The sequence below is a fragment of the Arthrobacter sp. 05T444 genome (genome assembly GCF_056395905.1).
Genome location: NZ_JBFTKK010000007.1, coordinates 186,091 through 209,965 on the forward strand (window position 1 = coordinate 186,091; position 23,875 = coordinate 209,965).

General features: G+C 65.6%; 22 protein-coding genes and 1 pseudogene. 8 read left to right on the forward strand and 15 right to left on the reverse strand.

The window, feature by feature from the left end; translation table 11 throughout:
* Positions 1 to 12 precede the first annotated feature (12 nt).
* Positions 13 to 438, reverse strand: coding sequence for a CoA-binding protein (locus tag AC1DD3_RS09425; RefSeq protein WP_476881495.1), 426 nt, complete (start codon positions 436 to 438; stop codon positions 13 to 15).
* 274 nt (positions 439 to 712) lie between these two features.
* Between AC1DD3_RS09425 and acs the strand changes: the two genes are divergently transcribed.
* The 4 genes from acs to AC1DD3_RS09445 are packed head-to-tail and all read left to right on the forward strand — an operon-like array spanning position 713 to position 5,997.
* The gene (gene acs / locus AC1DD3_RS09430; RefSeq protein ID WP_476881496.1) at positions 713 to 2,938 is read left to right on the forward strand and encodes an acetate--CoA ligase; all 2,226 of its coding nucleotides are present in this window, start codon (positions 713 to 715) and stop codon (positions 2,936 to 2,938) included.
* A gap of 10 nt (positions 2,939 to 2,948) precedes the next feature.
* Positions 2,949 to 4,142 (forward strand): dimethylsulfone monooxygenase SfnG, encoded by a 1,194-nt coding sequence (gene sfnG, locus AC1DD3_RS09435; RefSeq protein WP_230118705.1) that lies wholly within the window; start codon positions 2,949 to 2,951, stop codon positions 4,140 to 4,142.
* A complete protein-coding gene (locus AC1DD3_RS09440) occupies positions 4,142 to 5,503 on the forward strand; it encodes an O-acetylhomoserine aminocarboxypropyltransferase/cysteine synthase family protein (RefSeq protein ID WP_230118704.1) in 1,362 nt (453 codons plus the stop codon). Before sfnG ends, AC1DD3_RS09440 begins: the two co-directional genes overlap by 1 nt.
* The gene (locus AC1DD3_RS09445) at positions 5,503 to 5,997 is read left to right on the forward strand and encodes a CoA-binding protein (protein ID WP_230118703.1); all 495 of its coding nucleotides are present in this window, start codon (positions 5,503 to 5,505) and stop codon (positions 5,995 to 5,997) included. The genes AC1DD3_RS09440 and AC1DD3_RS09445 overlap by 1 nt, the downstream gene beginning before the upstream one ends.
* 186 nt (positions 5,998 to 6,183) lie before the next feature.
* Here AC1DD3_RS09445 and AC1DD3_RS09450 read toward each other — a convergent pair whose 3' ends face one another.
* The 4 genes from AC1DD3_RS09450 to AC1DD3_RS09465 form a co-directional block, all read right to left on the reverse strand.
* Positions 6,184 to 6,885 carry a hypothetical protein gene (locus AC1DD3_RS09450; RefSeq protein ID WP_230118702.1) on the reverse strand — a complete coding sequence of 234 codons (702 nt, stop codon included), beginning with the start codon at positions 6,883 to 6,885 and terminating at the stop codon, positions 6,184 to 6,186.
* A complete protein-coding gene (locus AC1DD3_RS09455; protein WP_230118701.1) occupies positions 6,882 to 7,430 on the reverse strand; it encodes an RNA polymerase sigma factor in 549 nt (182 codons plus the stop codon). The genes AC1DD3_RS09450 and AC1DD3_RS09455 overlap by 4 nt, the downstream gene beginning before the upstream one ends.
* 87 nt (positions 7,431 to 7,517) lie before the next feature.
* A complete protein-coding gene (locus AC1DD3_RS09460) occupies positions 7,518 to 8,084 on the reverse strand; it encodes a hypothetical protein (protein ID WP_476881497.1) in 567 nt (188 codons plus the stop codon).
* Positions 8,085 to 8,296: 212 nt separating this feature from the next.
* A complete protein-coding gene (locus AC1DD3_RS09465) occupies positions 8,297 to 9,586 on the reverse strand; it encodes an adenylosuccinate synthase (RefSeq protein WP_230118699.1) in 1,290 nt (429 codons plus the stop codon).
* A gap of 476 nt (positions 9,587 to 10,062) precedes the next feature.
* On the opposite strand from AC1DD3_RS09465, the pseudogene AC1DD3_RS09470 reads away from it, so the two are divergent.
* From AC1DD3_RS09470 to AC1DD3_RS09480, 3 genes and pseudogenes are all read left to right on the forward strand, one after another.
* A pseudogene (locus AC1DD3_RS09470) lies at positions 10,063 to 11,047 on the forward strand (cobalamin-independent methionine synthase II family protein).
* A gap of 212 nt (positions 11,048 to 11,259) precedes the next feature.
* Positions 11,260 to 11,895, forward strand: a complete 636-nt coding sequence (locus tag AC1DD3_RS09475; RefSeq protein WP_230118698.1) for a uracil-DNA glycosylase family protein — start codon at positions 11,260 to 11,262, stop codon at positions 11,893 to 11,895.
* A 311-nt stretch (positions 11,896 to 12,206) separates the two neighbouring features.
* Positions 12,207 to 13,202: a patatin-like phospholipase family protein gene (locus AC1DD3_RS09480; protein WP_230118697.1), complete on the forward strand. Its 996-nt coding sequence runs from the start codon at positions 12,207 to 12,209 to the stop codon at positions 13,200 to 13,202.
* 130 nt (positions 13,203 to 13,332) lie between these two features.
* Here AC1DD3_RS09480 and AC1DD3_RS09485 read toward each other — a convergent pair whose 3' ends face one another.
* The 3 genes from AC1DD3_RS09485 to AC1DD3_RS09495 form a co-directional block, all read right to left on the reverse strand.
* Complete coding sequence (locus AC1DD3_RS09485; RefSeq protein ID WP_230118696.1) at positions 13,333 to 13,755, reverse strand: DUF3151 domain-containing protein; 423 nt, start codon at positions 13,753 to 13,755, stop codon at positions 13,333 to 13,335.
* A gap of 2 nt (positions 13,756 to 13,757) precedes the next feature.
* A complete protein-coding gene (fbaA, locus tag AC1DD3_RS09490) occupies positions 13,758 to 14,777 on the reverse strand; it encodes a class II fructose-bisphosphate aldolase (RefSeq protein WP_230118695.1) in 1,020 nt (339 codons plus the stop codon).
* Between the two features lie 192 nt (positions 14,778 to 14,969).
* Positions 14,970 to 15,653, reverse strand: coding sequence for a TrmH family RNA methyltransferase (locus AC1DD3_RS09495; protein ID WP_476875034.1), 684 nt, complete (start codon positions 15,651 to 15,653; stop codon positions 14,970 to 14,972).
* A gap of 52 nt (positions 15,654 to 15,705) precedes the next feature.
* Here AC1DD3_RS09495 and AC1DD3_RS09500 point away from each other — a divergent pair, with 52 nt between their 5' ends.
* Positions 15,706 to 16,536: an HAD-IIA family hydrolase gene (locus AC1DD3_RS09500; protein ID WP_230118694.1), complete on the forward strand. Its 831-nt coding sequence runs from the start codon at positions 15,706 to 15,708 to the stop codon at positions 16,534 to 16,536.
* A 7-nt stretch (positions 16,537 to 16,543) separates the two neighbouring features.
* On the opposite strand, the gene AC1DD3_RS09505 is transcribed toward AC1DD3_RS09500, so the two are convergent.
* From AC1DD3_RS09505 to AC1DD3_RS09535, 7 genes are all read right to left on the reverse strand, one after another.
* Positions 16,544 to 17,584 (reverse strand): alpha/beta fold hydrolase, encoded by a 1,041-nt coding sequence (locus AC1DD3_RS09505; protein ID WP_476881498.1) that lies wholly within the window; start codon positions 17,582 to 17,584, stop codon positions 16,544 to 16,546.
* 58 nt (positions 17,585 to 17,642) lie between these two features.
* The gene (locus AC1DD3_RS09510; RefSeq protein WP_230118692.1) at positions 17,643 to 18,053 is read right to left on the reverse strand and encodes a hypothetical protein; all 411 of its coding nucleotides are present in this window, start codon (positions 18,051 to 18,053) and stop codon (positions 17,643 to 17,645) included.
* 90 nt (positions 18,054 to 18,143) lie between these two features.
* A complete protein-coding gene (locus tag AC1DD3_RS09515) occupies positions 18,144 to 18,926 on the reverse strand; it encodes a GAF and ANTAR domain-containing protein (protein WP_230118691.1) in 783 nt (260 codons plus the stop codon).
* Between the two features lie 85 nt (positions 18,927 to 19,011).
* The gene (gene pyrE, locus AC1DD3_RS09520; RefSeq protein ID WP_230118690.1) at positions 19,012 to 19,593 is read right to left on the reverse strand and encodes an orotate phosphoribosyltransferase; all 582 of its coding nucleotides are present in this window, start codon (positions 19,591 to 19,593) and stop codon (positions 19,012 to 19,014) included.
* A gap of 78 nt (positions 19,594 to 19,671) precedes the next feature.
* On the reverse strand, positions 19,672 to 20,919 hold the full coding sequence (locus AC1DD3_RS09525; protein ID WP_476875029.1) for an FAD-dependent oxidoreductase: 1,248 nt from the start codon (positions 20,917 to 20,919) through the stop codon (positions 19,672 to 19,674).
* Positions 20,920 to 21,138: 219 nt separating this feature from the next.
* On the reverse strand, positions 21,139 to 23,409 hold the full coding sequence (locus AC1DD3_RS09530) for a gluconokinase, GntK/IdnK-type (RefSeq protein WP_476881500.1): 2,271 nt from the start codon (positions 23,407 to 23,409) through the stop codon (positions 21,139 to 21,141).
* A 70-nt stretch (positions 23,410 to 23,479) separates the two neighbouring features.
* Positions 23,480 to 23,875, reverse strand: a 396-nt coding sequence (locus AC1DD3_RS09535; protein WP_476881499.1) for an enolase C-terminal domain-like protein, incomplete at its 5' end; no start/stop codon positions are given.

Below are 23,875 nucleotides of genomic sequence, written 5' to 3' on the forward strand. Positions count from 1 at the left end.
GCGAATGCCGGCTCAGAGCCCGAAGTGCCAGCCCTCGCGGGCGGGGCAGGAGTTGACCACGACGTCCAGTCCGGCGGCCTTGGCGCGCTCCACGGCGTCGTCGTCGAAAACAGCCAACTGCAGCCAGACTGCCTTGGCGCCCACCGCGATCGCCTGATCAATCACCGGGCCCACCTTGTGTGAGTTCACAAAGCACTCCACGACGTCGATCGGGTGCTTCTCCGGCGGGATCTCAGTCAGGGAGCGGTAGCCCTTCTCCCCATGGACGTCGTCTCCGGGGAGATTAATGGGGATAATCTCCATTCCCATGCGGTCGCGGACATAAAGGGCAACGTCATAGGCCGACCGCCATTCGTTGGTGGTGAGGCCGACAATGGCCCATCTCCCTTTGGTTCGCATGAGGCGCTCGATGACTGCTCGATCGTTAACGTGGGCCATGCATCAAGCCTACGCCTGCGGCGTTCACGCACAATTTCCGAACAAATGAACGAAGGTGGCACCATCCAAAGCGCCGAGAAGAATATTACGTCGCAAAACGAGGCAAATTTTGTAGAATCCCGCGGCTCCGTTTTAGTGGATAGCGACCATCCCGAGCGGCCTAGAGACCTGGATCGATGAAGCCGCAGCAACCCGGTGACGTGGGACGACCATTCCCGCCGATCTGTTCCCCGGAACAACAGGGTGCTACTGCCAGGTCCGATGGAGTACCCAAATGACCCCCGAGATTTCTTCTGCTCTGCCTTCGTTTGCCCGGATTTCCCCTGCGGAGACCCGGGCGGCCGAAGATCCACAAACCACTTCGAACGCGACGGCGATCGAAGCAGGGCTGCGTGACGCGCCCGGCTCCCTTCGCGGCTCTTCGGGATGGTCCTCGACCGAGCCCACGGAAGGCGCAGTGCACGGCGTCCCCACTGGCGGGCCGGCGCGTCACAGCAGCACCACCCCGGGTTCTGTTCCGTACAGCGGCCTGGACACCGATCTGGTCACTGTTGCCTTCTGGGAGCAGCAGGCCCTCCGCCTCGACTGGACCACACCCGGTCAAGGCGGGCACGGCGGCAAGCCGTGGCACACCGCCCACCGGAGGGTTCCCGCCAGTCTTGAGGCCGGCACCGGCCCGGACATCACCTGGTTCGAGGGCGGCCGGCTCAATGTGGCCCACAACTGCGTGGACCGCCACGTCGCGGCGGGACGCGGCGACAGGGTTGCCCTCTACTTCGAGGGCGAGCCCGGTGACCGTCGCACCGTCACCTACGCCGACCTCCAGCGTGAGGTGTCCAAGGCCGCGAATGCCCTCCTGGACCTGGGCATCGCCAAGGGCGACCGCGTGGTCATCTACCTCCCTGTCATTCCGGAAACCGTCATCATCACGCTCGCTGTGGCCCGCATCGGCGCCATCCATTCCCTCGTTTTCGGCGGTTTCTCTGCTGAAGCCCTCAAGTTTCGGGTGGAGGACACCGGCGCCAAGCTCCTGGTCACCACGGACGGCCAGTTCCGCCGCGGCGTGGCAGTACCGGTCAAGGACAACGCGGATGTCGCCGTCTCCGGCGACAACGCCATCGAGCGCGTCCTGGTGGTCAACAGGACCACCCCCGCGGACCGCCTGGCAACCGTCCCTATGACTGAAGGCCGCGACGTGTGGTGGCATGACGCCGTAGGGACTGCCTCCGAGGTCCACGAGGCCGAAGCGTTCGACGCCGAGACCCCGCTCTTCATCATGTACACCTCCGGGACCACCGGAAAGCCCAAGGGACTGGTGCACACCTCGGGCGGCTACCTGACCCAGGCATCGTGGAGCTTCGAGCACCTCTTCAGCAACCCCGACCCCGCCCTCCGGGACCAGGACGTGCACTGGTGCACCGCCGACCTCGCCTGGGTCACCGCGCACACCTACGAGATCTATGGCCCGCTCTCAAACGGTGCCACGCAGGTGATTTTCGAGGGCACGCCCAACACGCCGCACCCCGGCCGGCACTTCGAGATCATCGAACGCTACGGCGTCACGCAGTACTACACCGCGCCCACCCTGGTCCGCTCGCTCATGGGCTGGTTCCCGGACGGCGTGCCGGACACCTACGATCTTTCCTCCATCCGGATGCTCGGCACCGTGGGCGAAGCGGTCAACCCGGAGGCCTGGCGCTGGCTGCGCCGGAATGTCGGTGCCGGCACAGCCCCCGTGGTGGACACCTGGTGGCAGTCCGAAACCGGTGCCGCCATCCTCTCCCCGGCGCCGACGGACACCGGGTTCAAGCCGGGCTGCGCGGCCCGCCCGCTGCCGGGCGTCAGCACGCGCATCGTGGACGACGCCGGCAATACCGTGCCGCCGGGCGTCCAGGGTTTCATTGTGGTTGACACCCCCGGACCCGCGATTGCGCGCACTGTGTGGGGCAATCCCCAGCGCTACTTCGATTCGTACTGGCGCAAGTACGCTGCCCAGGGCTGGTTCCTTGCCGGCGACGGCGCCAAATACGATGACGACGGCGACATCTGGATCCTCGGGCGCGTGGATGACACTCTCAACGTCTCCGGGCACCTGCTGTCCACCATCGAGATCGAGTCGGCCCTCGTGTCCCACCCGGACGTCGTGGAGGCGGGCGTGTGTCCGGTCGCGGATCCCAAGACCGGCCACGCCGTCGTCGCCTTTGTGGTGCTGAAGGGCGGGGTTTCCGCGGTTTCGACGAGCTCAATCAACGACGACCTCCGCAATCACGTCGCGAAGGAGATCGGGCCGATCGCCAAGCCACGCGACGTCGTCGTGGTTCCCGATGTCCCCAAAACGCGCAGCGGCAAGATCATGCGGCGCCTGCTCACGCAGCTTTTCGAGGGCACCGCCCTCGGCGACACCACCTCCCTCCAGAACGAGCCGGCCATCGCCGGCATCCAGGCCGTGCTGCGCCGCCGCACGGCCGTCCCCTCAGCACCCGTCACCGGCCAGAAGTAAAGGAATAACAATGAACGACATCAGCAACGTAGCCCGTCTTTCCGAGCCCCTGAAGTTCGCCTACTGGGTGCCCAACGTGTCCGGCGGCCTGGTCGTCTCCACGATCGAACAGCGCACCGGCTGGGACTTCGACTACAACAAGAAGCTGGCGCGGATCGCCGAGAACTCCGGCTTCGAATACGCGCTGACGCAGACCCGCTACGCCGCCTCATACGGCGCGGACAAGCAGCACGAGGCCACATCCTTCAGCCTGGCGCTGCTGGCGGCCACGGAGCGGCTCAAGGTCATTTCCGCCGTCCACCCCGGCATGTGGCACCCCGGCGTCCTTGCGAAGTACATCATCACTGCCGACCACATCTCCAACGGCCGCGCCGCCGTGAACATCGTCTCCGGCTGGCTCAAGAATGAGTTCACCAACTTCGGCCTCGAGTGGCTGGAACACGACGAGCGCTACGTCCGCACCGAGGAGTTCATCAAGGTTCTGCGCGGCCTGTGGACCGAGACGGAGTACAGCCAGTCCGGCAAGTACTACAACATCACCGACTTCACCCTGAACCCGGCACCGGTGGACGTTCCCGGCCGCGCGCACCCGGAGATCTTCTTCGGCGGCAACTCCACCGCGGCCCAGGCCACGGCCGGCCGCGTGGCCGACTGGTACTTCTCCAACGGCAAGGACCTGGAAGGCTTCAAGGAAAACATCGCAGGCGTGGTGGCCTCCGCAGGAGAAAGCGGGCGCGGCACCGAAGGCGCCATCGCAGCGCCGCGTTTCGGCCTCAACGGCTTCGTGATCGCCCGCGATTCGGAGCAGGAAGCCCGCGACACGCTCCGCGAGATCGTGGAGAAAGCACACAAACCTGCAGTCCAGGGTTTCCGCGACGCCGTTCAGGAGGCCGGAGCGTCCACCAAGGACGGCAAGGGCATGTGGGCCGATTCCACGTTCGAGGACCTGGTCCAGTACAACGACGGCTTCAAGACCCAGCTGATCGGCACCCCGGAGCAGATCGCCGAGCGGATCGTGGAGTACAAGAAAATCGGCGTGAACCTGTTCCTCACCGGCTACCTGCACTTCCAGGAAGAGATCGCTGCGTTTGGCCAGGATGTCCTGCCGATCGTCCGCGAACTCGAGGCGGACCTGGCCCGCAAGAACGGCACCGAACTGGACCTGTCCCAGACCCCGGTTGCCTCTGTGCCGGTGGCTGTCTGATGGCAGACCGCAAGTTCGGCTTCCGCACCCGCGCGCTGCACGCCGGCGGCACGCCCGACGCCGAGCACGGCGCCCGTGCCGTGCCCATCTACCAGACCACGTCTTTCGTGTTCAAGGACACCCAGGACGCGGCTAACCTGTTTGCCCTGCAGAAGTACGGCAACATCTACTCCCGCATCGGCAACCCCACCGTGGCCGCGTTCGAGGAGCGCATTGCGTCCCTTGAGGGCGGCATCGGTGCGGTGGCCACGGCTTCCGGGATGGCTGCAGAGTTCATCACCTTCGCCGCGCTCACCCAGGCCGGCGACCACATCGTGGCCGCCTCCCAGCTGTACGGCGGCACCGTCACGCAGCTGGACGTGACCCTTCGCCGCTTCGGCGTCGACACTACCTTCGTTCCCGGCACCGACGCCGCAGACTACGCCGCGGCTGTCCGGGAGAACACGAAGGCGATATTCGTCGAGGTGGTGGCCAACCCGTCGTCGGAGGTGCAGGACCTTGCGGCCCTGGCGAGGGTGGCGCACGGCGCCGGCATTCCCCTCGTCGTCGACGCCACCTTGAGCACGCCGTACCTCGTGCGGCCGATCGAACACGGAGCGGACATCGTGATCCATTCCGCCACCAAGTTCCTCGGCGGCCACGGCACCACGCTGGGCGGCGTGATCGTGGAGAGCGGCAGGTTCAACTGGGGCAACGGCAAGTTCCCCACCATGACCGAGCCGGTGGCCTCCTATGGCAACGTCTCCTGGTGGGGGAACTTCGGCGAGTACGGCTTCCTCACCAAGCTCCGTTGCGAACAGCTGCGGGACATCGGCCCCGCACTCTCACCGCAGTCCGCGTTCCAGCTGCTGCAGGGCGTCGAAACCCTTCCCCAGCGCCTGGACGAGCACCTGAAGAACGCCCAGGCCGTGGCGGAATGGCTCGAGGCCGACGAGCGCGTGGCCTACGTGAACTTCTCCGGGCTGCCGTCCCACCCACACTACGAGCGGGCGCGGAAGTACCTGCCCCTGGGTCCCGGATCGGTGTTCTCCTTCGGCGTCAAGGGCGGCCGCGCGGCCGGGCAGAAGTTCATCGAGTCCCTCCAGTTGGCGTCGCATCTGGCCAACGTTGGCGACTCCCGCACCCTGGTCATCCACCCCGGTTCAACCACCCACCAGCAGCTGAGCCCGGCCCAGCTCGAGTCTGCCGGAGTTCCGGAAGACCTGGTCCGCATCTCGGTCGGCCTCGAGGACATTGACGACATCCTGTGGGACCTGGACCAGGCCCTGACCGAAGCATCGGAGGTGGAAGCCTCGGATGCATCCGCCCGCGGCTTAGCGTCCCTGGCGGCGGCGGAAGCCTGCACGATCGGAGCGAACTGATGAGCACGGAAGCCCGCACATGGGAAGGCCCCTCAGCACCGGAACGCCTGAACCTGCTCCGGCAGGCAAAGAGCATTGCCATCGTGGGCGCGTCGGACAAGCCGTCGCGTGCGAGCTATTTCGTGGCCACGTACCTGCAGTCATCCACCCGGTACAAGGTATATTTCGTGAACCCGGTGGTAAAGGAGATCCTGGGGCAGCCCACGTATGCGTCGCTGGCCGACCTGCCGGAGAGCCCGGACATCGTTGATGTGTTCCGCAAGCACGATGACCTGCCGGGCGTCCTGGACGAGGCCATCGCGGCTGGAGCCAAAACCCTCTGGCTGCAACTGGGCTCGTGGCATGAAGACGTTGCCAAAGAAGCCGAGGCGGCCGGACTCGACGTCGTCATGGACCGCTGCGTCAAGATTGAGCACGCCCGATTCCATGGCGGACTTCACCTGGCCGGCTTCGACACCGGGGTCATCTCATCCAGGCGGCAAGTGCTGGCTTAGGCCTATACCGGCAGCAGGAAAAAGTGCCGGGCTGGAACCTGATGGGGGACAACTTCCAGCCCGGCGCTTTCATATGGGTAATCGCCGCGACGACTCGCGAGGTTACGCCGATTCGAAAAAAGTTCGAGAAAGTTTTTTTGGTGGCGGCCTCAGGCGCCCTGAAAAGGACTCACAATTTCCAGGGGTTCACTGGTTTCCTGGGGAGGGAGCCGGAACGGCACCCGGCAGGGTCGGTACCGCCGGTTTCGGTTTGGACGGAAGCTGCGGCCGTATGCCGCCGCCCGGAACAACGGGGAGCTGCGTCGGCCGGGCGGGTACCGCAGCAGCTTTGTCGGGCTTCCCGCCAGGAGCCGCACCTGGCAGCACTGAGGGGGCCGGGGTCTCGGGGCTCCGAGGTGCGGCGGGCGCCCGCGACTGTGAGGCAACCGCCGGCGACGATGCTGCCGGCGAAGACGGAGCTGCGGTCGGTGAGGTTGGCGAAACAGCCGTAGGCGTCGGCAGGTCTGCGGGCGAAGGACCCCCAAGGTCGGTCCCTGGAGCGGTGGCCTCGTCAGCCGGCTGGAGGAACTGCACCACGGTGTGGCCAACGCTTCGGCGGAAGTCCTCGCCGGAGGCAGCCACGGCGCCGGCGCCAAGGCCCATCGCGCCGACCACCGCGGCGCTGACCACTACTCCCATCCTGCGCTTCCTGCCCTGGCGGCGGAGTTCCAGACTGGACACGCCCGGCGTGAGCAGGGCGGCGAGATCCGCGCGCGGTGCCGGAGCGACGTCTTGGGCGAGCCCGCGCAGTTCGTCAAGCGTCCTGCAAAGGTCTTCGTCCTCTTCGAGCCCGGAATCACGGAGAATCGCCTGGATCTCCCCGTCCCTGCCTGTCGGCGTGACACTCATGATGGCGCGTGGTCCTTTTCCTTGACGAGTTCGCGCAAGGCAAGGAGCCCGCGCCTCTGAAGCTGTTTGATGGCGCCCGGAGTTTTGTTCATGATGCCGGCCACCTGTTCGATGGAGAGGTCCGCAACGATCCGCAGGATCAGGACTTCCCGGTGCTCGTCATTGAGCATGGAGAGGGTGGAGGTGATGCCACCCAGCCTGCCCAGCACGTCGTCCTCGGCAGAGTTCGAATACCGTTCGTCCTGCAGCGGGTCATATTCGGTCAAGTGGGGTGCCCTGGCGGACCGGCGGTGGTAATCCACGAGCCGGGCGTGGGCAACTGAGAAGATGAAGGTCCGCAGCCCCGTGCGTCCGCCCTTGACGCCTGTCAGCTTTGGCAGGATATCCACGAAGACGTCCTGCGTGAGCGCTTCGGCGTCATCCACGCCACGTGCCCGGAAATATCCGAGCACAGCGGGCGAAATAGTAGTGTAGACGGCGCTGAAGCCGGAAGGGTCGCCAGTAAGGGCGGCTGACAATTCGTCATCGGTCAGCTGAGCTGCCAAGGAGCTGTCCTTCCCTTACTGCTGGTGTGCGGCGGTAGTAAGCCTAGCCGCCGCACACCGTGAGCCCCTAGTCGGGGAAGTCGCTGTTTACTTGCCGGCCTTGGGCACGTCAGCGGATGCATCTGCGTCGGCGCGGACATCGGCGCCGCCGGAAACGGACGGCGTGGCCGGCTTGGCCACGTGGTCTGCAACGTCCGGAACAGCCGGGGTGGCGGGAACAGCCGGGGTGGCGGGAACAGCCGGGGTGGCGGGAACACCGGCGCCGCCAGGAACAGCTGGCGTGGCGGGGATTGCGGTGACCGCGTCAGCACCGGCAGTGTTGCCGGCGCGTGAGGCGTGTGCCTTGGCCGCCGCGGAGTCCTTGTCCGCTTCCACGCTGGCATCAGCGGCGTCCGAAGCCTCGCCAGCAGCCTTGGCCTTGGCGTCCGGAGCGGCCGGGACGGCGGGCACGGCCGGCGCCTCGGGCGTGGCCGGAACGGCGGGCGTAGCGGGAACGGCAGGCGTGGCCGGAACGGCGGGCGTAGCGGGGGTCACCTCTGCATGCTGTGAGCCCGATACCTGGGCCGCGTTGGCCAGTCCGATGCTGGAGAAACCTCCGACAACGATGATGGCGGCGCCGACAGCAATCTTGGTGGTCTTGCTAACACTCTTCATAAGAAAAAAAGTCCTTTGGTTGGTTGAAGGCCGGGCCGGGGGCCGATGGGGGGAAGGCCACCGGCCCGGCGCTTACACATACGTAATCGCAGCAAGGGGGGTCGCAGGTTACGCGCAACCGGAAATTCCTTAGATATCCGGGAGGGTACGACGGCGGCGGGCCACCTGACAAAGGTGACCCGCCGCCGTCGAACGTCCCTGGAGTGGAGTCGTCAGTCGTTGATGAGGTCGTTGACCACGATGGTCTGGTCGCGGTCCGGGCCCACGCCGATCGCGGAGAATCGGGTGCCGGACAGCTTCTCCAGCGCCAGCACGTAGTTCCGGGCGTTCTCCGGCAGGTCCGCGAGGGTACGGGCGCCGGTGATGTCCTCGGTCCAGCCTTCGAAGTACTCGAAGATGGGCTTGGCGTGGTGGAACTCGGTCTGGGTCATGGGCATTTCGTCATGCCGGACACCATCGACGTCGTATGCGACGCAGACCGGGATCTGCTCGATGCCCGTGAGCACGTCCAGCTTGGTGACGAAGTAGTCCGTGAACCCGTTGACGCGGGAGGCGTGCCGTGCCAGGACGGCGTCGTACCAGCCGCAGCGGCGCGGACGGCCGGTGTTCACGCCGAACTCGCCGCCGGTTTTCTGCAGGTACATGCCCATCTCGTCGAACAGTTCCGTGGGGAACGGACCCGCTCCAACGCGCGTGGTGTACGCCTTGATGATTCCGATGGACCGGGAGATGCGCGTGGGCCCGATGCCGGAGCCCACCGAGGCGCCGCCGGCGGTCGGGTTGGAGGAGGTGACGAACGGGTAGGTGCCGTGGTCCACATCGAGGAACGTGGCCTGGCCGCCCTCCATAAGCACCACCTTGCCCTCGTCCAAGGCGGTGTTCAGCACCAGCGTGCTGTCGATGACCAGCGGGCGCAGCCGTTCCGCGAAGGAGAGGAAGTAGTTGACGATCTCGTCCACGAGGATGCCGCGGCGGTTGTAGACCTTGACCAGCAGTTCGTTCTTCTGGCGCAGCGAGCCTTCTACCTTCTGGCGAAGGATGGACTCGTCGAAGACATCCTGGACGCGGATGCCGAGGCGGGCCACCTTGTCCATGTAGGCCGGGCCGATGCCGCGGCCGGTGGTGCCGATGGCGCGGCTGCCCAGGAAACGCTCGGTGACTTTGTCCAGCACCTGGTGGTACGGCGCTACGAGGTGGGCGTTGGCCGAGACGCGCAGCTTGGAGGTGTCCGCGCCGCGGGCCTCGAGGCCGTCGATCTCCTGGAACAGGGCTTCAAGATTCACCACGCAGCCGTTGCCAATAATCGGAACCGCGTTCGGGCTCAGGATGCCGGCAGGAAGGAGCTTGAGCTCATACTTCTCACCGCCCACGACGACGGTGTGCCCGGCGTTGTTGCCGCCGTTCGGCTTGACGACGTAGTCGACGCGGCCGCCGAGCAGGTCGGTGGCCTTACCTTTGCCTTCGTCGCCCCATTGGGCTCCGACGATCACGATTGCTGGCATGGGATCCTCCCCCATTCGTTCGGGCCACCCGCAGTTGGCCCACCAAGTGGGCCCGCCACAACGCAGCGCCGTTCATGAGAATGCCCCGAATTCATCGCCCGCACGCACGGCGTTGGCCAATGAGCGAAGACGCAAGAGTTCCGGGGCTCTTACCACCCAAGTTTAGCCGATGGGCCGCTGAAGTCTCGCTTTGGCCGATGAGCCGCGGCGGCGCTGTCTCGTCTATTTCCTGTGAACTCCACGGCTGTCTCAGCCAGCATCATGAGCCACCGCTGTCTGCCTGCCTTGCCGCGACATATATGGCCAACGATTTGCCAGCGCCTCGCCCGTGGAATTAAGCGAGAGTGACCATCCCGAGCGGCCGAGAGACCTGGATCACTGACGCCGCAGCAACCTCGCCCGAAGGCAGGTCCCCTACGACAGGGCCTGCCTCAGTAAAGGTGCTACCGCCAGGACCGATGGAAAGGAATTCCGCCATGTCCCTTAATGCCGACCACATCCGCGTCACCCACGCCGGCTCGCTGCCCCGGACGCCTGAGCTCATTGCCGCCAACGAGGCCAGGGAAGCAGACGGAATCACGCCGGAATTCCTGGACCTGCTGGAAACATCGGTGGTGGAGGTGGTCCAGCGCCAACAACGATCCGTCCTCGGGAATCCTTGCGCACCGCAAGAGCGTTTCCCAGCCCAAGATCGCCGGCCCCCTGAGCTACACGGGGCAGGCGCTGGTGGCCTCGGACATCGCCAACCTCAAGACGGGCCTCGCCGCTGCCGGCCTCACGGACGGTTTCGTTGCCTCGCTGTCCCCGGGCTCCTGCGCCCGGGTGGCCAACGAGTACTACAAAACTGATGAGGAGCTCCTCTACGCGTGCGCTGACGCCATGCGGGAGGAATACAAGGCCATCATTGATGCCGGCCTGACAGTGCAGCTGGATGACCCGTCGCTGGCCGAAAGCTGGGACCAAATCAACCCCGAGCCCAGCCTTGAGGACTACCTCAAGTTCATCCAGCTCCGCGTCGAGGCCACCAACTGGGCCCTCCGCGACCTGCCCGAGGAACAGATCCGGCTGCACGTCTGCTGGGGCTCATGGCACGGACCGCACACCACCGACATTCCATTCGCCGACATCATCAACTCCGTTCTGCAGATTAACGCCGGCGGATACTCCTTCGAGGCGGCCAACGTCCGGCATGAGCACGAATGGCGCGTCTGGGAAGACACCAAGCTCCCCGAGGGCAAAGTGATCATCCCCGGCGTCGTCTCGCATGCCACCAACGTGGTGGAGCACCCGGACCTGGTGGCCGACCGGATCGAGCGATTTGCCCGTCTGGTGGGACGCGAAAACGTCATCGCCTCCACCGGCTGCGGGCTGGGCGGCCGCGTCCATCCCCAGATCGCCGTTGCAAAGCTGGAGGCTCTCGGGGAGGGCGCACGCCGCCCCACGAAGCGTCTCTGGCAGTGATTTAGCCCTCTTTAAACATCCCGCGGGCCCTGCCCTGCGGGCCTTTCGGTCACCGGGACGCCAGAAGGCGGGGTCCGCATTTCGTGCGGCTTGCTAAACTGATAAGGATCGACCAGGAATCGATCCACACCACATTTCAAACCACCCCGGACTTGACGCGCCCGCTTCCGGGGAGGCAGCGTGACCGATCCCCGCAGGAGACACAGCAATACATGACAGCCATGGCTACTGAATCTTTCCGTGAACAACTTCTGAGCCGCCGTTACGAACCCAACGTCGCAGCCGTAAATGAGCTGTGCGACTCCCTGCAGAACACCAAGCCAGGCACCCAGGTGCCCTACGTCGACCCCATGCACGACGTCGACGAATGCCGCATCATCAGCCTCTACTCCAACATCGGTACCTCCTCGCCCTCGGGCTTCATCACGCCCGGCGACGACGACGCCGCCGCCCGCATGCTCGGCGTGCAGTGGAAGCTCGGGCTCCGGCCCGAGTACGTCATGCCGTGGAATGTGCACCCGTGGCATGTCCCTGGCGAGCCGAACGGCAAGTTCACCCCGGACCAGATTTCGGCCGGACTCAAGCCGCTGTTGAAGTTCCTGGCGTTCGTGCCCCGGGCGTCCGTGATCGTGGCTCACGGCACGGAGGCCAACCGGCTGGCCGGCCTGCTGCTCAAGACCGAGGTGCCCCTGCTCTGGCGCCGCGGCCTGAAGACCTACAAGGTCCGTTCGCTCAGCGGCCGTGCCTTCGCCGGCACGCCTGCCCGCCAGCAGCAGTATCTCGACGAGATGCACGTTGTCTACGCGGACGCGATGGCCCGCACCGGCCTGGCGAAGGCCGCCAGCTAGCGCCTTACGCTTCAAAGTACGACGGCGGGCGGTCACCTTTCAGGGGAAAGGCGACCGCCCGCCGTCGTGCTTAAAAGGGGCCCGTCACAGATGAGGGTGTGGCGTTCGAATGCCAAACGACAACCGGCATAATGCCGGTTGCCCACCGCGTCGCCGCCGTGATAGCTTTCCGGTAATCGTGATCAATCGGCAGGAGGTGAGACCCATGTACGCAGTATCGCAATGGGCACTCCCATGCAGTCCGCGATCGCGCGACTGAAGTAGTCGCAGCTGGGAGCGCCCGCCAGGCAATTTCGCGAAAGACGACTCCCATGAACACAACACCTTCTTCAAGACTGCACTTCACCTCGACGACGGCCTCCGACCGGCCGAGGTCCGACCAGGATCAGCCGCAGGACGACGCCACAAAGCAGGTGCGCGCCGCGGGCGAGCGGGCATTGGTCCTCGGTGGCGGCGGATCGACAGGCAACGCGTGGCTGATCGGCGCCATCGCCGGCTTGTTCGATGCCGGGCTGGATGTGACCGAGGCCGACCTGGTCATCGGGACGTCGGCCGGATCGACGGCCGCGGCACAGATAGCTGGCGCGACCCCGGCCGAACTGTTTGCCGCCATCCTTGCCGCGGCGCCCCAGCAACGAACCGGTCCGGTCGGATCCGACCGAGGACGCGTTCCGGTCAGGCCGGCGGCGGACCACATGGAGCGAACGGGGAAGATCATCGCCGCCGCTGAGGATGCGGCTGACATGCGCCGCAGAATGGGCGCGGCGGCACTCGACATGGATGCGGCGTCGGACGGTTCCGGGCAAACGCGGTGGCGCGCTACCGTCGCCGCTCGGCTTCCCAGTCAGCTCTGGCCGCAGCGGAGAATGTTCATCACGGCGGTCGATGCCCATTCCGGTGACCCGGTCGTGTTCGACGGCAACAGCGGGGTCGACCTGGTGGACGCCGTGGCCGCCAGCTGTGCCAGTGGTTTCGCCTACAGCATCGGCGGCAGCCGATACATCGACGGCGGCTACCGATCCAACGCCGACAATGCCGATCTGGCAGCCGGATACGCACGGGTGCTGGTGCTGTCACCATTCGGCGGCAGATCACGGACTCCGGCGGACTGGGGCCTGCATCTCGCAACACAGGTCGACGAACTACGCGCACGCGGCAGCAGAGTCGAAACGATCTTCCCGGATAGTAACTCCGAGCACATGTTCGGCGCCAGTGCGATGGATCTGTCGCTGCGTCCGCCCGCTGCGCGGGCTGGTTACAACCAAGGCAGAGCCCTTGCCGGGCAGCTCACTGAGTTCTGGCGCTGACGCCCTCGAAATCAGTCGACTCGGTAGGCGTGATGAGAACTGCTAACGCCTCGGATGCCGACAACGCGGGGTCACCAGGCCCCAATCCATCAAAGTGGATTGGGGCGTAAGTGACCCCGCGTTGCTTTGGCTACCTGGCTTCGATCGCTGCCTTGGCTGCCGGGTCCGAGTCGTTGAGGAACTTCTCGATCCGCTCCGGCTCCTCGGCCTCGTTGATGGCGGCAGAAGCCCGCCCCAGCGAGTACAGTGCGCGCAGGAAGCCGCGGTTCGGCTCGTGTTCCCACGGGATGGGCCCGACGCCGCGCCAGCCGTTGCGGCGGAGCGAGTCCAGGCCGCGGTGGTAACCCACGCGGGCGTAAGCGTAGGAGTCGATGGTGCGGCCGTCGGCCCAGGCTTCCTCGGCCAGCACGGCCCAGAGCAGCGACGACGTCGGGTGCTTTTCCACCAGATCCAGTGCTTCCTGGCCCGCGTCCAGCTGTGCGTTGACCTCGGTCTCGGCAGGCAGGAGCGTGGGCTCAGGACCCATCAGGTTCTTGCGGAATTCGTCGGACATAGTTAGAAGGTCTTGCCGGTGGAGCCGAGCTGCTGGGCAGCTTCCACAACGCGGGCAGCCAGTCCGGCTTCGGCGGAGGCGCCCCAGACGCGGGGGTCGTACAGCTTCTTGTTGCCGACCTCGCCATCGACCTTCAGCACGCCGTCGTAGTTGCGGAGCATGTGGTCCACTACGGGGCGGGTGTAGGCGTACTGGGTATCGGTGTCGATGTTCATCTTGATCACACCGTAGGAAACGGCGTCGGCGATTTCCTGGTCGGAGGAGCCAGAGCCGCCGTGGAACACGAGGTCGAACGGGTTGTCCTTGCCGATTTTGGCGCCGACCTGGGCTTGGATGTCCTTGAGGATCTCCGGGCGCAGCTTCACGCCGCCGGGCTTGTACACGCCGTGCACGTTGCCGAAGGTCAGGGCGGTGATGTAGCGGCCGTTTTCGCCGGAGCCGAGGGCCTCGATGGTGGCCAGGGCGTCCTCAACGGTGGTGTACAGCTTCTCATTGATCTCGTGCTCGACGCCGTCTTCCTCGCCGCCCACGGTGCCGATTTCAACTTCGAGGATGATCTTGGCGGCGGAAGCCCGCGCCAGCAGATCGCGGCCGATGCGCAGGTTCTCGTCGAGGGTTTCGGCGGAGCCGTCCCACATGTGCGAGTTGAAGATGGGGTCCTTGCCGGCCTTGACGGCTTCCTCGGACGCTGCCAGCAGCGGCAGGACAAAGCCGTCCAGCTTGTCCTTGGGGCAGTGGTCGGTGTGGAGGGCGATGTTGACGTTGTAGTTCTTGGCAACCTCGCGGGCGAACGCGGCGAAGCCCAGCGAACCGGCCACCATGTCCTTGGTGGAGGCGCCGGACCAGTACGCGGCACCGCCGGTGGAAACCTGGACGATGCCGTCGGACTCAGCCTCGGCGAAACCGCGGAGGGCAGCGTTCAGGGTCTGGGAGGAGGTGACGTTGACCGCCGGGAATGCGAAGCCGCCCTTTTTTGCGCGGTCGATCATGTCGGCGTAGATCTCTGGGGTTGCAATGGGCATGCTGACTCCTAAAGTGAATTTCGTCTGCGGGTTGTGTTGACCCTGGAGTGAACCTCGTCGGCTAGGAACCATCCTAGCCATTTCTGCGCACCGGCCGTGTTTCGGGTCACGCGGCCGGGTAACACTTGGCTCGATTCGCACGCCAGATGGCGCTTGCCGGCAGTCCGCCGGACACTCATGCGAACCGCCATCTCAGCGCAACTGGAAGCCCTGGCCGAACACGTGCCGGCGCACCCACGCGTGCATGGCAATCGCCGCCGCGGACCCGGCGTTGATGGAGCGGGTGGAGCCGAACTGCTCGATGGACAGTGTGGCCTCCGCGGCCTCGTGCACTTCAGGGGTCAGGCCGGGGCCCTCCTGGCCAAAGACGAGCACGCATTTGCGGGGCAGTTCGTAGGTTTCCAGCGGCACCGAATCCGGGAAGATGTCGATCCCGATGATCGCCAGCCCCTCCCCCCGGGCCCACGCCACGAAATCCTCCACGGTGGGGTGGTGGCGGACGTGCTGGTAGCGGTCGGTGACCATGGCCCCGCGGCGGTTCCACCGGCGTCGTCCGATGATGTGGACCTCTTTGGCGAGGAAGGCGTTGGCGGTGCGCACCACAGTGCCGATGTTGAAGTCGTGCTGCCAGTTTTCGATGGCGATGTGGAACTCGTGCCGCTTGGAATCCAGATCCGCCACTATGGCCTCGTGCTTCCAGTAACGGTACTTGTCCACGACGTTGCGGCGGTCGCCGTCCGCCAACAGGTCAGGGTCCCAGTGGTCACCTTCGGGCCACACGCCTTCCCAGGGCCCGACGCCGACCTCCGCCTTTGGTTCCGGCGTTTCCTCTGAAGCTGGTTGCGGTTCTGGCGGGGTTCCGGGCGTTTGAGTCACTCCTCAACACTAGACTGGGCTCCGGAAGCAATCATCACCGGCGGAGGTAGTCATGGCAGAATCGGACCAGGTCAAGGAATCGGCCGCGGTGTATCGCAGCGGGCAGGAAATCGAGTGTTGGCTCACCGACATGGACGGGGTCCTCGTCCACGAAAACCAGCCAGTTCCCGGCGCCGCCGAACTCATCCAGCGCTGGGTGGACACCTCCAAGCGCTTCCTGGTGCTGACCAACAACTCCATCTTCACGCCCCGTGACCTGGCGGCGAGGCTGCGGGCCTCGGGCCTGGAAATCCCGGAAGAGAACATCTGGACCTCGGCCCTGGCCACCGCCCAGTTCCTGAAGGACCAGGTGCAGGGCTCCGATTCCGGAAACCGCGCCTACACGATTGGCGAAGCAGGACTCACGACGGCGCTGCACGAGGCAGGCTTCATCCTCACCGACCAGAACCCGGACTTCGTGGTGCTCGGCGAAACCCGGACGTATTCCTTCGAGGCCATCACCATGGCGATCCGCCTGATCCTGGCCGGGGCCCGCTTCATCGCCACGAACCCGGATGCCACGGGCCCGTCCAAGGACGGCCCCATGCCGGCCACCGGAGCCATCGCGGCCCTGATCACCAAGGCCACCGGCCGCGAACCGTACATTGTGGGCAAGCCGAATCCCATGATGTTCCGTTCGGCCATGAACCAGATCGATGCCCACTCGGAAACCACCGCCATGATCGGTGACCGGATGGACACGGACATCATCGCCGGGATGGAAGCGGGGCTGCACACCGTGCTGGTGCTCAGCGGAATCACGCACAAGGACGACATCGCGGCCTACCCGTTCCGGCCCAACCAGATCCTGAACTCGGTGGCTGACCTCAAGAGCCAGATCTGACGTCTGGCTAAAACGGCGTCATCTTCCCGCCGCCTCCGGGCAGCGGGAAGATGCTGTCCTGCAGCTCCGCCAGGATGGGCCGGTAGACGAACGGGTTCCAGCCCGGGCTGGCGTGTGCGGGAAGCGCCCCTGCAGTCTGCAGATCGGACGACACCATGTTGGCTGCGAACGTCCGCGCCCAGGACTGACGTGCAGTCTGATAGTTGACGGTCTGGTCCTGGGGATTCCCGATGTAGGCCATGCGGGCACCTCCGATCCTGTCGGCAAACCGGGTGGCGTCGAAGTGGTAGATATAGGCGGATTCGGTCTGGATCAGCACGCTCGACGGAGCGATCGGGGACAGCTGCTCCAGGGTCTGGTCCAGGATCTGCCGCCAGGTACGCTCGTTCTTGTGCACCACGCGCTCGCCCAGTTCGTAGCCGCCACGCAGCACCGACGGCACCCGGAATCCGCTCTCGTAAAGGAACACGACGCCGTCGAACCAACTTTGGTCCAGAACGTCGAATTTGCTGTACGGGCTGGAGTCCAGCAGGATGAAGGCCACCTCCACGCCGTGGAGCTCAAGGAGCCGGGCCGCCACGTGCGTGGCCACCATGCCGCCGAAGCTGTGGCCGTAGAAGTAGAGCTTGGTCAGGTTCCGGGCGCGGACATGCTCGATCACGGCGATGACCAGTTGATCGATGTCCAGCCCGAGGTTCGAGTAGCCGACCGCTGCCAGCTGGCCGCGTTGCCGTAGGGTTCCGCGCAGCGAGTTCAGGATCCACTGCGCCTCTTCCCAGCTGGTCTTGTAGCCCGGGAACAGGATCCAGCTGGAGTTCGGGAAGTAGCTTTGGGCGAAATCGTCCTCGACCACCAGGATCTTGTGGACCTGGCGCTCCGCCTGGATCCGCTGCGTCAGCAGCATGTCCGCCGCCAAGACCGAAGCCGCCCCCGCCCCGGAGAAGAAGCTACGCCGGGAGAACTGTTTCAGGTCGGAGGCATGCCGGAGCAGCCGGGTAGCCTCGCCACCCGGCCGCGGCTCCGGACCTGCGGATACTTCATACGGCACTCATCTACCCTAGGCACAGTTCCACTGGCTAGGGCAACGTTGTGGCGCCGCGGTCCGGTCAGCTGCCTGCGGCCTGCTTCGCCGTTGCCTTGCAGAGCTCGCGCCGGTTGAGTTCCTCAACAATGGCGTCGTATTGCGCGAGGAGTTCGTTCCCGGCATGACCGGAGGGATCGTCCAGCAGTTCGAAGACGGAGTCGCTGGCGGCGAGCAGCTCCTCGGAAGAATAGCTGGACAGCGGGCGGACGGCTGCGGCCTCCAGCGTTTCAGCCAGCTCTTCCGGATACATAAGGGCGGTGAAGTCCGGACGGGACTCGGCCACCGACTGCGAGGTCACGCCCATCCGGCGAACGCGCCGGATTTCATGGAGGAGATCAGGACGGGAATCCTGCGTGAGGCTCCCCCGGACGTCGATCCGGACGGTGTCCGAGGAATCGTCGATCTTAGCGAGGGAATTAGGCTGGTTGTCCATAGGTACTCCAAAAAAGGGTGTCTATGGCCGACGGCTCAACCTCGGCCAGACTATCCCTCCGCGGGACCGCAGCACAAGCGCCGGGGCGGATCAGCCGGCCTGGCTTTGGCCCGGTCCGCGCGTATTCCCCTGGCCCGGCTCTTCGAAGTGCGTGCGGGCGCCCGCCCCGCCCACGGAATCCACCAGGGACTTGGCGATGTCCCGCAGCTTGACGTTGCTATTGCTCGACGCGTCCCTGAGGATGCGGACGGCGGCCTCCTGGCTGCATCGGTTCTGCGCCATGACGATACCCACGGCGATATCGATGATAGTCCGCGATTCCAGCGTGGCACGGAGGTTGGTGGCGCTGTCCGTATGCAGCGAAAACCTGACGGCGAGGCGCAGTGCCTGTGAAATCTCGCGCGTGTATCCCCTGGCCCGGGCTGCCGCTTTTTCGTCGAACTTGCGCGGGACGTCCGAGTAGAGGTTCAGCGCGGCCTTGGCGTCACCTTGCAGGTTGAACGGCAGCGACAGGACGGAACGCAGCCCGTGTGAGGCGACGGCATTAGCGTAGTCCGGGCCCCAGCGGTCCTCGTCGAAGAGGTCAGGGACGTGGACCTCCCGCTCTTCCTCAGCGGCCGTCAGGCACGGTCCCTGGGACAGCGAGTACTGGATCTCGTCCACTTCACGGGCTGAATCGCTGCTCCAGCCGATGGTGGCCGCCTTGCGGTCGCGCAGGAGCGTTATCCCGCACAGGGCATCGTCACCGTCTCCTGCCACCTGGTGCGCGGAGTACCGGGCAAGCTCGTTAAGGAAGGCCTCAAAGTCGGCACTCTCCAGAATAAGATTCTGGATCTGCTCAACACTGCTCAGGGCTTGATCGGTCGTGCGCATGGCGGGGTACTCCAGATGGGGAAACTGATGCGGGGTACGCAAATACTAGATTACCCGGCAACAGCCGTCCACCGGCAGCAGCCGTTCAGCTGAGCCCAAGCTCGTCCTTGCCGAACGCGAACAGGTAAGGAACGCCCGTCTCCGCTTCGATCTTTTCCTTGGCTCCCGTGTCACGGTCCACGATCACGGCAACGGCCACCACATTGCCGCCGGCCTTCCGGACACCTTCGACCGCGGTCAGCGCAGAGCCGCCGGTGGTGGATGTGTCCTCCAGTACCAGGACCTTGCGGCCCTCAACGGACGGTCCCTCTACCTGACGGCCCATGCCGTAGGACTTCTGTGCCTTGCGGACCACGAATGCGTCGACCGTGCGGCCGGCGTCGCTGGCGGCGTGCATGAGCGCGGTACCCACGGGGTCAGCGCCCATCGTCAGTCCACCCGCGCACTCAAAGTCGATGCCGGCGTCGTCGACCAGGGACAGCATGACCTGCCCCACGAGCTTTGAGGCCTCATGGTGGAGCGTGATGCGGCGCAGGTCGATGTAATAGTCGGCCTCGGCGCCGCTGGACAGGATGACCTTGCCGCGGACCACGGCGAGTTCCTTGATGAGTTCAAGCAGGCGGGCGCGGGCAGCAGGGGCGGAAAGAGAGTCCGTCGTGGCAGTCATGGGTTCCAGTTTAGTGGCTCGCCAGTTTGTGACGGTGCCCCTCCGGCGCACCCTGAACCCGCAGCCGCCCGCGCCGCGCTACGCCATTGCCCGGGGCTCCTGCCGCCGGGCAAACCCGGGTGCGTGCTCTGGCCTGGGCCCGAAGGCGATGAGGCGCGGCATGACCCTCCGGGCAGCCGGAACGTGCCGGGCGATAAACAGCACGAACGCCGGGGCACCGGACCTCCTGCCGGTGAACAACGGAACAAACACGGCACGGTGCATCATCCGCTGGACCGTCTGGACCACCACAGTAGGCATCTGCCGGCGCCGCTGCACCGCGTGGAGCTCTTTGAGGCTCACCTGACCGCGCAAGAGGGCAGGCGCAAGGTGGGCCGCCGCGGCCACGGCATCCTGGATGGCCAAATTGATGCCCACCCCGCCGGCCGGAGACATCGCGTGCGCGGCGTCTCCGATGCAGAGCATGCCGTCCACGTACCAGCGCCGGAGCCTGTTGAGCCGCACGTCGAGCCAGTGGAGGTCATCCAGCGAACCGATGGCGTCCAGCCGGTCCGCCAAGTCGGGCCTGAGGGCGCCGACGCGTTCCCTGAACCGGTCCACGCCCTCGCTGCGGATGCGGGCGTCCGCGCCTTTGGGGCCGAGATAGCCCATCTGGTAGTAATCGTCGCGGAACAGCGCAATCATGGCCTCCCTGCCCTTGAATGCGGGAACGATCCCGGCCACTTCCCCCTGTTCCGACGGGTAGCGCGGAAGCTTGAACCACCAGGTGTCGAACGGCACCGGAAATTCCCGTGGTTTCAGGCCCGCGGCCTGGCGCAACACGGAATGGCGGCCGTCCGTCGCGACCACGAGGTCCGCCCGGATGGCACCCTCGACGCCGGCGCTGGTGCGGTAGCGGACGCCGGTGACGCGGCCGCCGTCGAACATCAGCGATGTAGCGGTGTGCTCCATACGGAGCGTGAAGGTGGGCTCCTCCGCCGCGGCACGGGCCAGGAAATTCAAGAAGTCCCACTGCGGCATCATGGCGATGTAGTTGTACGGCGGCCGCAGCGACGAGAAATCACCCAGCGTCACCAGGCCGACGCCCGGAACGGGGAAGGCGACGTTGCGAAGGCGGCTTTGCGGAAGCTCGCGGAATTCGCTGCCCAGGCCCAGTTCGTCAATGAGGCGAATGGTGGATGCGTGCACGGTGTCGCCGCGGAAATCGCGCAGGAAGTCGCCGTGTTTTTCAAGGACCGTGACCTGCACACCGGCCCTCGCGAGCAGGAGCCCCAGCATCATGCCCGCCGGCCCTCCGCCGACCACGACGCATCCCGTTGTCTCCATGAGCCAACGCTACGCCGTAACGGGTAGCTGCCGCACGGGTATTCACTACGCCATTTTGGCCCGGCCGGCGGCCCCGCTGCGCACGTGGTTCCCGCTCTGCACATGTTTTTCGCTGCGAAATGAGTCCCGGGACGCAAAAACGGACCGGCGCTGCTGGGATCCCCTCAGCGCCGGTCCGTTTCCGCATCACCAGGCCGGAAACCTAGCGAAAATCCGGCCCTAAAGTCTCGTGTCGAATGAATCGCAGAAGACGTTGTCGTTGAACGTCCCCTGGAATACGGACTTTCCCTGGATCTTTTCGATGGTCGCCCGAATGGCCTCGGGCGTTCCGGCGTGGGCGTGGATGGCGGTCTTGACCATGGGCACGTCAATCAGGTGGTTGGGCTGGTTGAGCGAGACGAACACGGTGGGGACCTCGGTGACGTACCACGGGATTTCCGCGGCCATCGGGGTGGACCATTTGATCCGGATGGCTGCCTCCTGCGCGAACCCCTTCACATTGGCGAACACAAAGGCGGCGTCGTACTTGTCCGCGTAGTCGCCGGTGGCCTCCTCGGAGATAACCGACATGAAGTTCACGCCGGTCTCTCCCGCCGTCTCGCGCTGGGCCGCCGTCTTGAACAGATGCACCTCGAAGCCGGCGCTTTCCAGCTCGGCCTTGACGGTGTCCAGGTAAGCCAGCGGGTCAGCGCGGGTGAAATCCGCGCCGCCGGCGATGCCGTAGAGCCGGATCCGTTTGTGCGTTTCCGGGGTGATGGGCAGGTTGTTGGCGGTGTCCTTGACCAGGGTGACGGTCTTGTCCGCGATCTCGGCCGCGATGGCCCGGTGGGCGTCGCTGCCGATCACAGCCAGTGCTTCTGCCGGCGGGACAAGCCCGGCGGCAGCCTTCAGGTGCAGCCCCAGGCTGGCTTTGAGGGCCAGGATCCGGCGCAGCGCGTCATGCAGGCGCTGTTCGGTGATGACGCCGGACTTGTAGCCGTCCAGCATGTACTGGAAGTCCTCCGCGGGGTTGCGGAAGAAGAGGAACATGTCGCAGCCGGCCGCGATGGTGGCGGGGACAAGGTCCCTGCGCTTCATCGCCTGGGTGAGGCCAATCATCTGCGAGGCGTCAGTGAGGATTAGTCCGTTGAATCCCAGCTCGCCGCGCAGCAGGTCCTGGAGAAGCTCCGGAGCCAGCGTGGCGGGCAGGATGTCCTTGTCTGCCGTGCCCGGTTGGAAACGCCGCGTGAGTTCCGGCGCGCCGATGTGTCCCACCATGATGGATTGCACGCCGTGCCCGATCATTTCGCGGTACACGTGCCCGTAGCTCCGGTCCCACTCCTCGTAGCCGAGGGTGTTGTAGGACGTGACGACGTGCTGGTCGCGTTCGTCCATGCCGTCGCCGGGGAAGTGCTTCATGGCGCAGACAGTGGGTGACTCGCTGATGCCGTCGAAGTACTCCTTGGCGCGCTCCACCACGATGTCCGGGGTGTTGCCGAAGGCCCGGGTGGAGATGACCGTGTTCCGCCAGTTGTAGTGGATGTCCACGATCGGCGCGAACGCCCAGTTGCAGCCCAGCGCCGCGGTTTCGACGCCGGCCACCTGACCCATTTGCCGCGCGATGGACTTGTCCGGATGCGAGCCGGCCTGCAGGTGCGTGGACACGAAGGTGCCGTCGTCGCAGCTGCCGGCACCGCCCATTTCCGGGTTGGACGCCACCAGCAGGGGCACCTTGGTCTTGGACTGGGCGTAGCGGATGTGTTCCTGCACGGCCGCCGAGGGGCCGGGCCGGTAGCGCATGCCGCCCACATGGTAGTTGTCCAGGACCCCGTCAAGGTACTCCGGGGAGTAGTCGTTGTTGTGGTTGATGAACAGCTGGCCGATTTTTTCCTCGAGGCTCATCCCGGCGATCGTGGAATCCACCCACGCCACGGCGTCGTCGTCGAGGTTGAACGGCGCCGCCTGAAGGTCGACGTCGAACTGCCGGGGCGCCGTGCCGTCGGCACCGGCGGCGTTGGGCGCCGGAGTCCCGGAACCGGCGACGGCGCCAATACCGGCCAGCGCCTCGGCCACCACCTGGTCCACCGGGGCGGCGATGTCGACGACGGTTCCGGCTTCGTCCGTTTCGAGCGGTTCCAGCGTGGCCAGCTGTGAATCGAGCAGGGCAGGCGGCATGAAGTGGCCGGAACGGCCTTCAGTACGTGACCTCAGCACCTCTTTGCTGCCGTGCAGGTGCAGGAACACGGTGTCGGGCGCCTGCGCCCGGATCGCGTCCCGGTAGCTGCGGCGCAAGGCCGAGCAGGCAAGAACCAAGCCGCCTTTGGCAGCTGCCAGTTCAGAGCCCACCGTGGCGAGCCAGGGCCAGCGGTCCTCGTCCGTCAGTGGAGTTCCGGCTGCCATTTTGGCGACGTTCTCCACGGGATGGAGGGAATCGCCGTCGAGGAAGGGCACACCCAGTTCGCGGGCCACGAGGTCACCGATGGTGGTCTTGCCGCAGCCGGAGACCCCCATGACGATGACCTGGGGACGGGCGGGAGCCTCGGCGGGGGCGGCTGACTGAGACTGTGTCACGAGTGGTGCCTCACCAGTCATGGACGGTGCCGTCGACCAGGCGGTTGTAGGGCAGGTAGGCCTGCTGGTACGGGTAGGTGGCCGCGGCTTCCTCATTGAATTCGACGCCGATGCCGGGCTTGTCGCCCGGGTGCAGGTACCCGTCGGTGAACGTCATGGACTGCTCGAACACGGTGTTGGTGGCGTCCGAGTGCTGCATGTACTCCTGGATGCCGTAGTTGTGGATCGCCAGGCCCACGTGCAGCTGCGCGGCGAACCCGACCGGGGAGATGTCGGTGGGGCCGTGGAAGCCGGACTTGATCTGGTACTGCGCGGCGAAGTCCATGACTTTCTTCAAAGGCGAGATCCCGCCAAAGTGCGTGGAGGCCGCCCGGACGTAGTCGATCAGCTGTTCCTTGATGATGGA

What these genes read in the sequence shown, in the direction of transcription:
- AC1DD3_RS09425 (WP_476881495.1), bottom strand. Translation starts at nt 438, where the DNA reads ATGGCCCACGTTAACGATCGAGCAGTCATCGAGCGCCTCATGCGAACC.
- acs (WP_476881496.1), top strand. Translation starts at nt 713, where the DNA reads ATGACCCCCGAGATTTCTTCTGCTCTGCCTTCGTTTGCCCGGATTTCC.
- sfnG (WP_230118705.1), top strand. Translation starts at nt 2,949, where the DNA reads ATGAACGACATCAGCAACGTAGCCCGTCTTTCCGAGCCCCTGAAGTTC.
- AC1DD3_RS09440 (WP_230118704.1), top strand. Translation starts at nt 4,142, where the DNA reads ATGGCAGACCGCAAGTTCGGCTTCCGCACCCGCGCGCTGCACGCCGGC.
- AC1DD3_RS09445 (WP_230118703.1), top strand. Translation starts at nt 5,503, where the DNA reads ATGAGCACGGAAGCCCGCACATGGGAAGGCCCCTCAGCACCGGAACGC.
- AC1DD3_RS09450 (WP_230118702.1), bottom strand. Translation starts at nt 6,885, where the DNA reads ATGAGTGTCACGCCGACAGGCAGGGACGGGGAGATCCAGGCGATTCTC.
- AC1DD3_RS09460 (WP_476881497.1), bottom strand. Translation starts at nt 8,084, where the DNA reads ATGAAGAGTGTTAGCAAGACCACCAAGATTGCTGTCGGCGCCGCCATC.
- AC1DD3_RS09465 (WP_230118699.1), bottom strand. Translation starts at nt 9,586, where the DNA reads ATGCCAGCAATCGTGATCGTCGGAGCCCAATGGGGCGACGAAGGCAAA.
- AC1DD3_RS09475 (WP_230118698.1), top strand. Translation starts at nt 11,260, where the DNA reads ATGACAGCCATGGCTACTGAATCTTTCCGTGAACAACTTCTGAGCCGC.
- AC1DD3_RS09480 (WP_230118697.1), top strand. Translation starts at nt 12,207, where the DNA reads ATGAACACAACACCTTCTTCAAGACTGCACTTCACCTCGACGACGGCC.
- AC1DD3_RS09485 (WP_230118696.1), bottom strand. Translation starts at nt 13,755, where the DNA reads ATGTCCGACGAATTCCGCAAGAACCTGATGGGTCCTGAGCCCACGCTC.
- fbaA (WP_230118695.1), bottom strand. Translation starts at nt 14,777, where the DNA reads ATGCCCATTGCAACCCCAGAGATCTACGCCGACATGATCGACCGCGCA.
- AC1DD3_RS09500 (WP_230118694.1), top strand. Translation starts at nt 15,706, where the DNA reads ATGGCAGAATCGGACCAGGTCAAGGAATCGGCCGCGGTGTATCGCAGC.
- AC1DD3_RS09510 (WP_230118692.1), bottom strand. Translation starts at nt 18,053, where the DNA reads ATGGACAACCAGCCTAATTCCCTCGCTAAGATCGACGATTCCTCGGAC.
- AC1DD3_RS09515 (WP_230118691.1), bottom strand. Translation starts at nt 18,926, where the DNA reads ATGCGCACGACCGATCAAGCCCTGAGCAGTGTTGAGCAGATCCAGAAT.
- pyrE (WP_230118690.1), bottom strand. Translation starts at nt 19,593, where the DNA reads ATGACTGCCACGACGGACTCTCTTTCCGCCCCTGCTGCCCGCGCCCGC.
- AC1DD3_RS09525 (WP_476875029.1), bottom strand. Translation starts at nt 20,919, where the DNA reads ATGGAGACAACGGGATGCGTCGTGGTCGGCGGAGGGCCGGCGGGCATG.
- AC1DD3_RS09530 (WP_476881500.1), bottom strand. Translation starts at nt 23,409, where the DNA reads ATGGGGGTCTCCGGCTGCGGCAAGACCACCATCGGTGACCTCGTGGCC.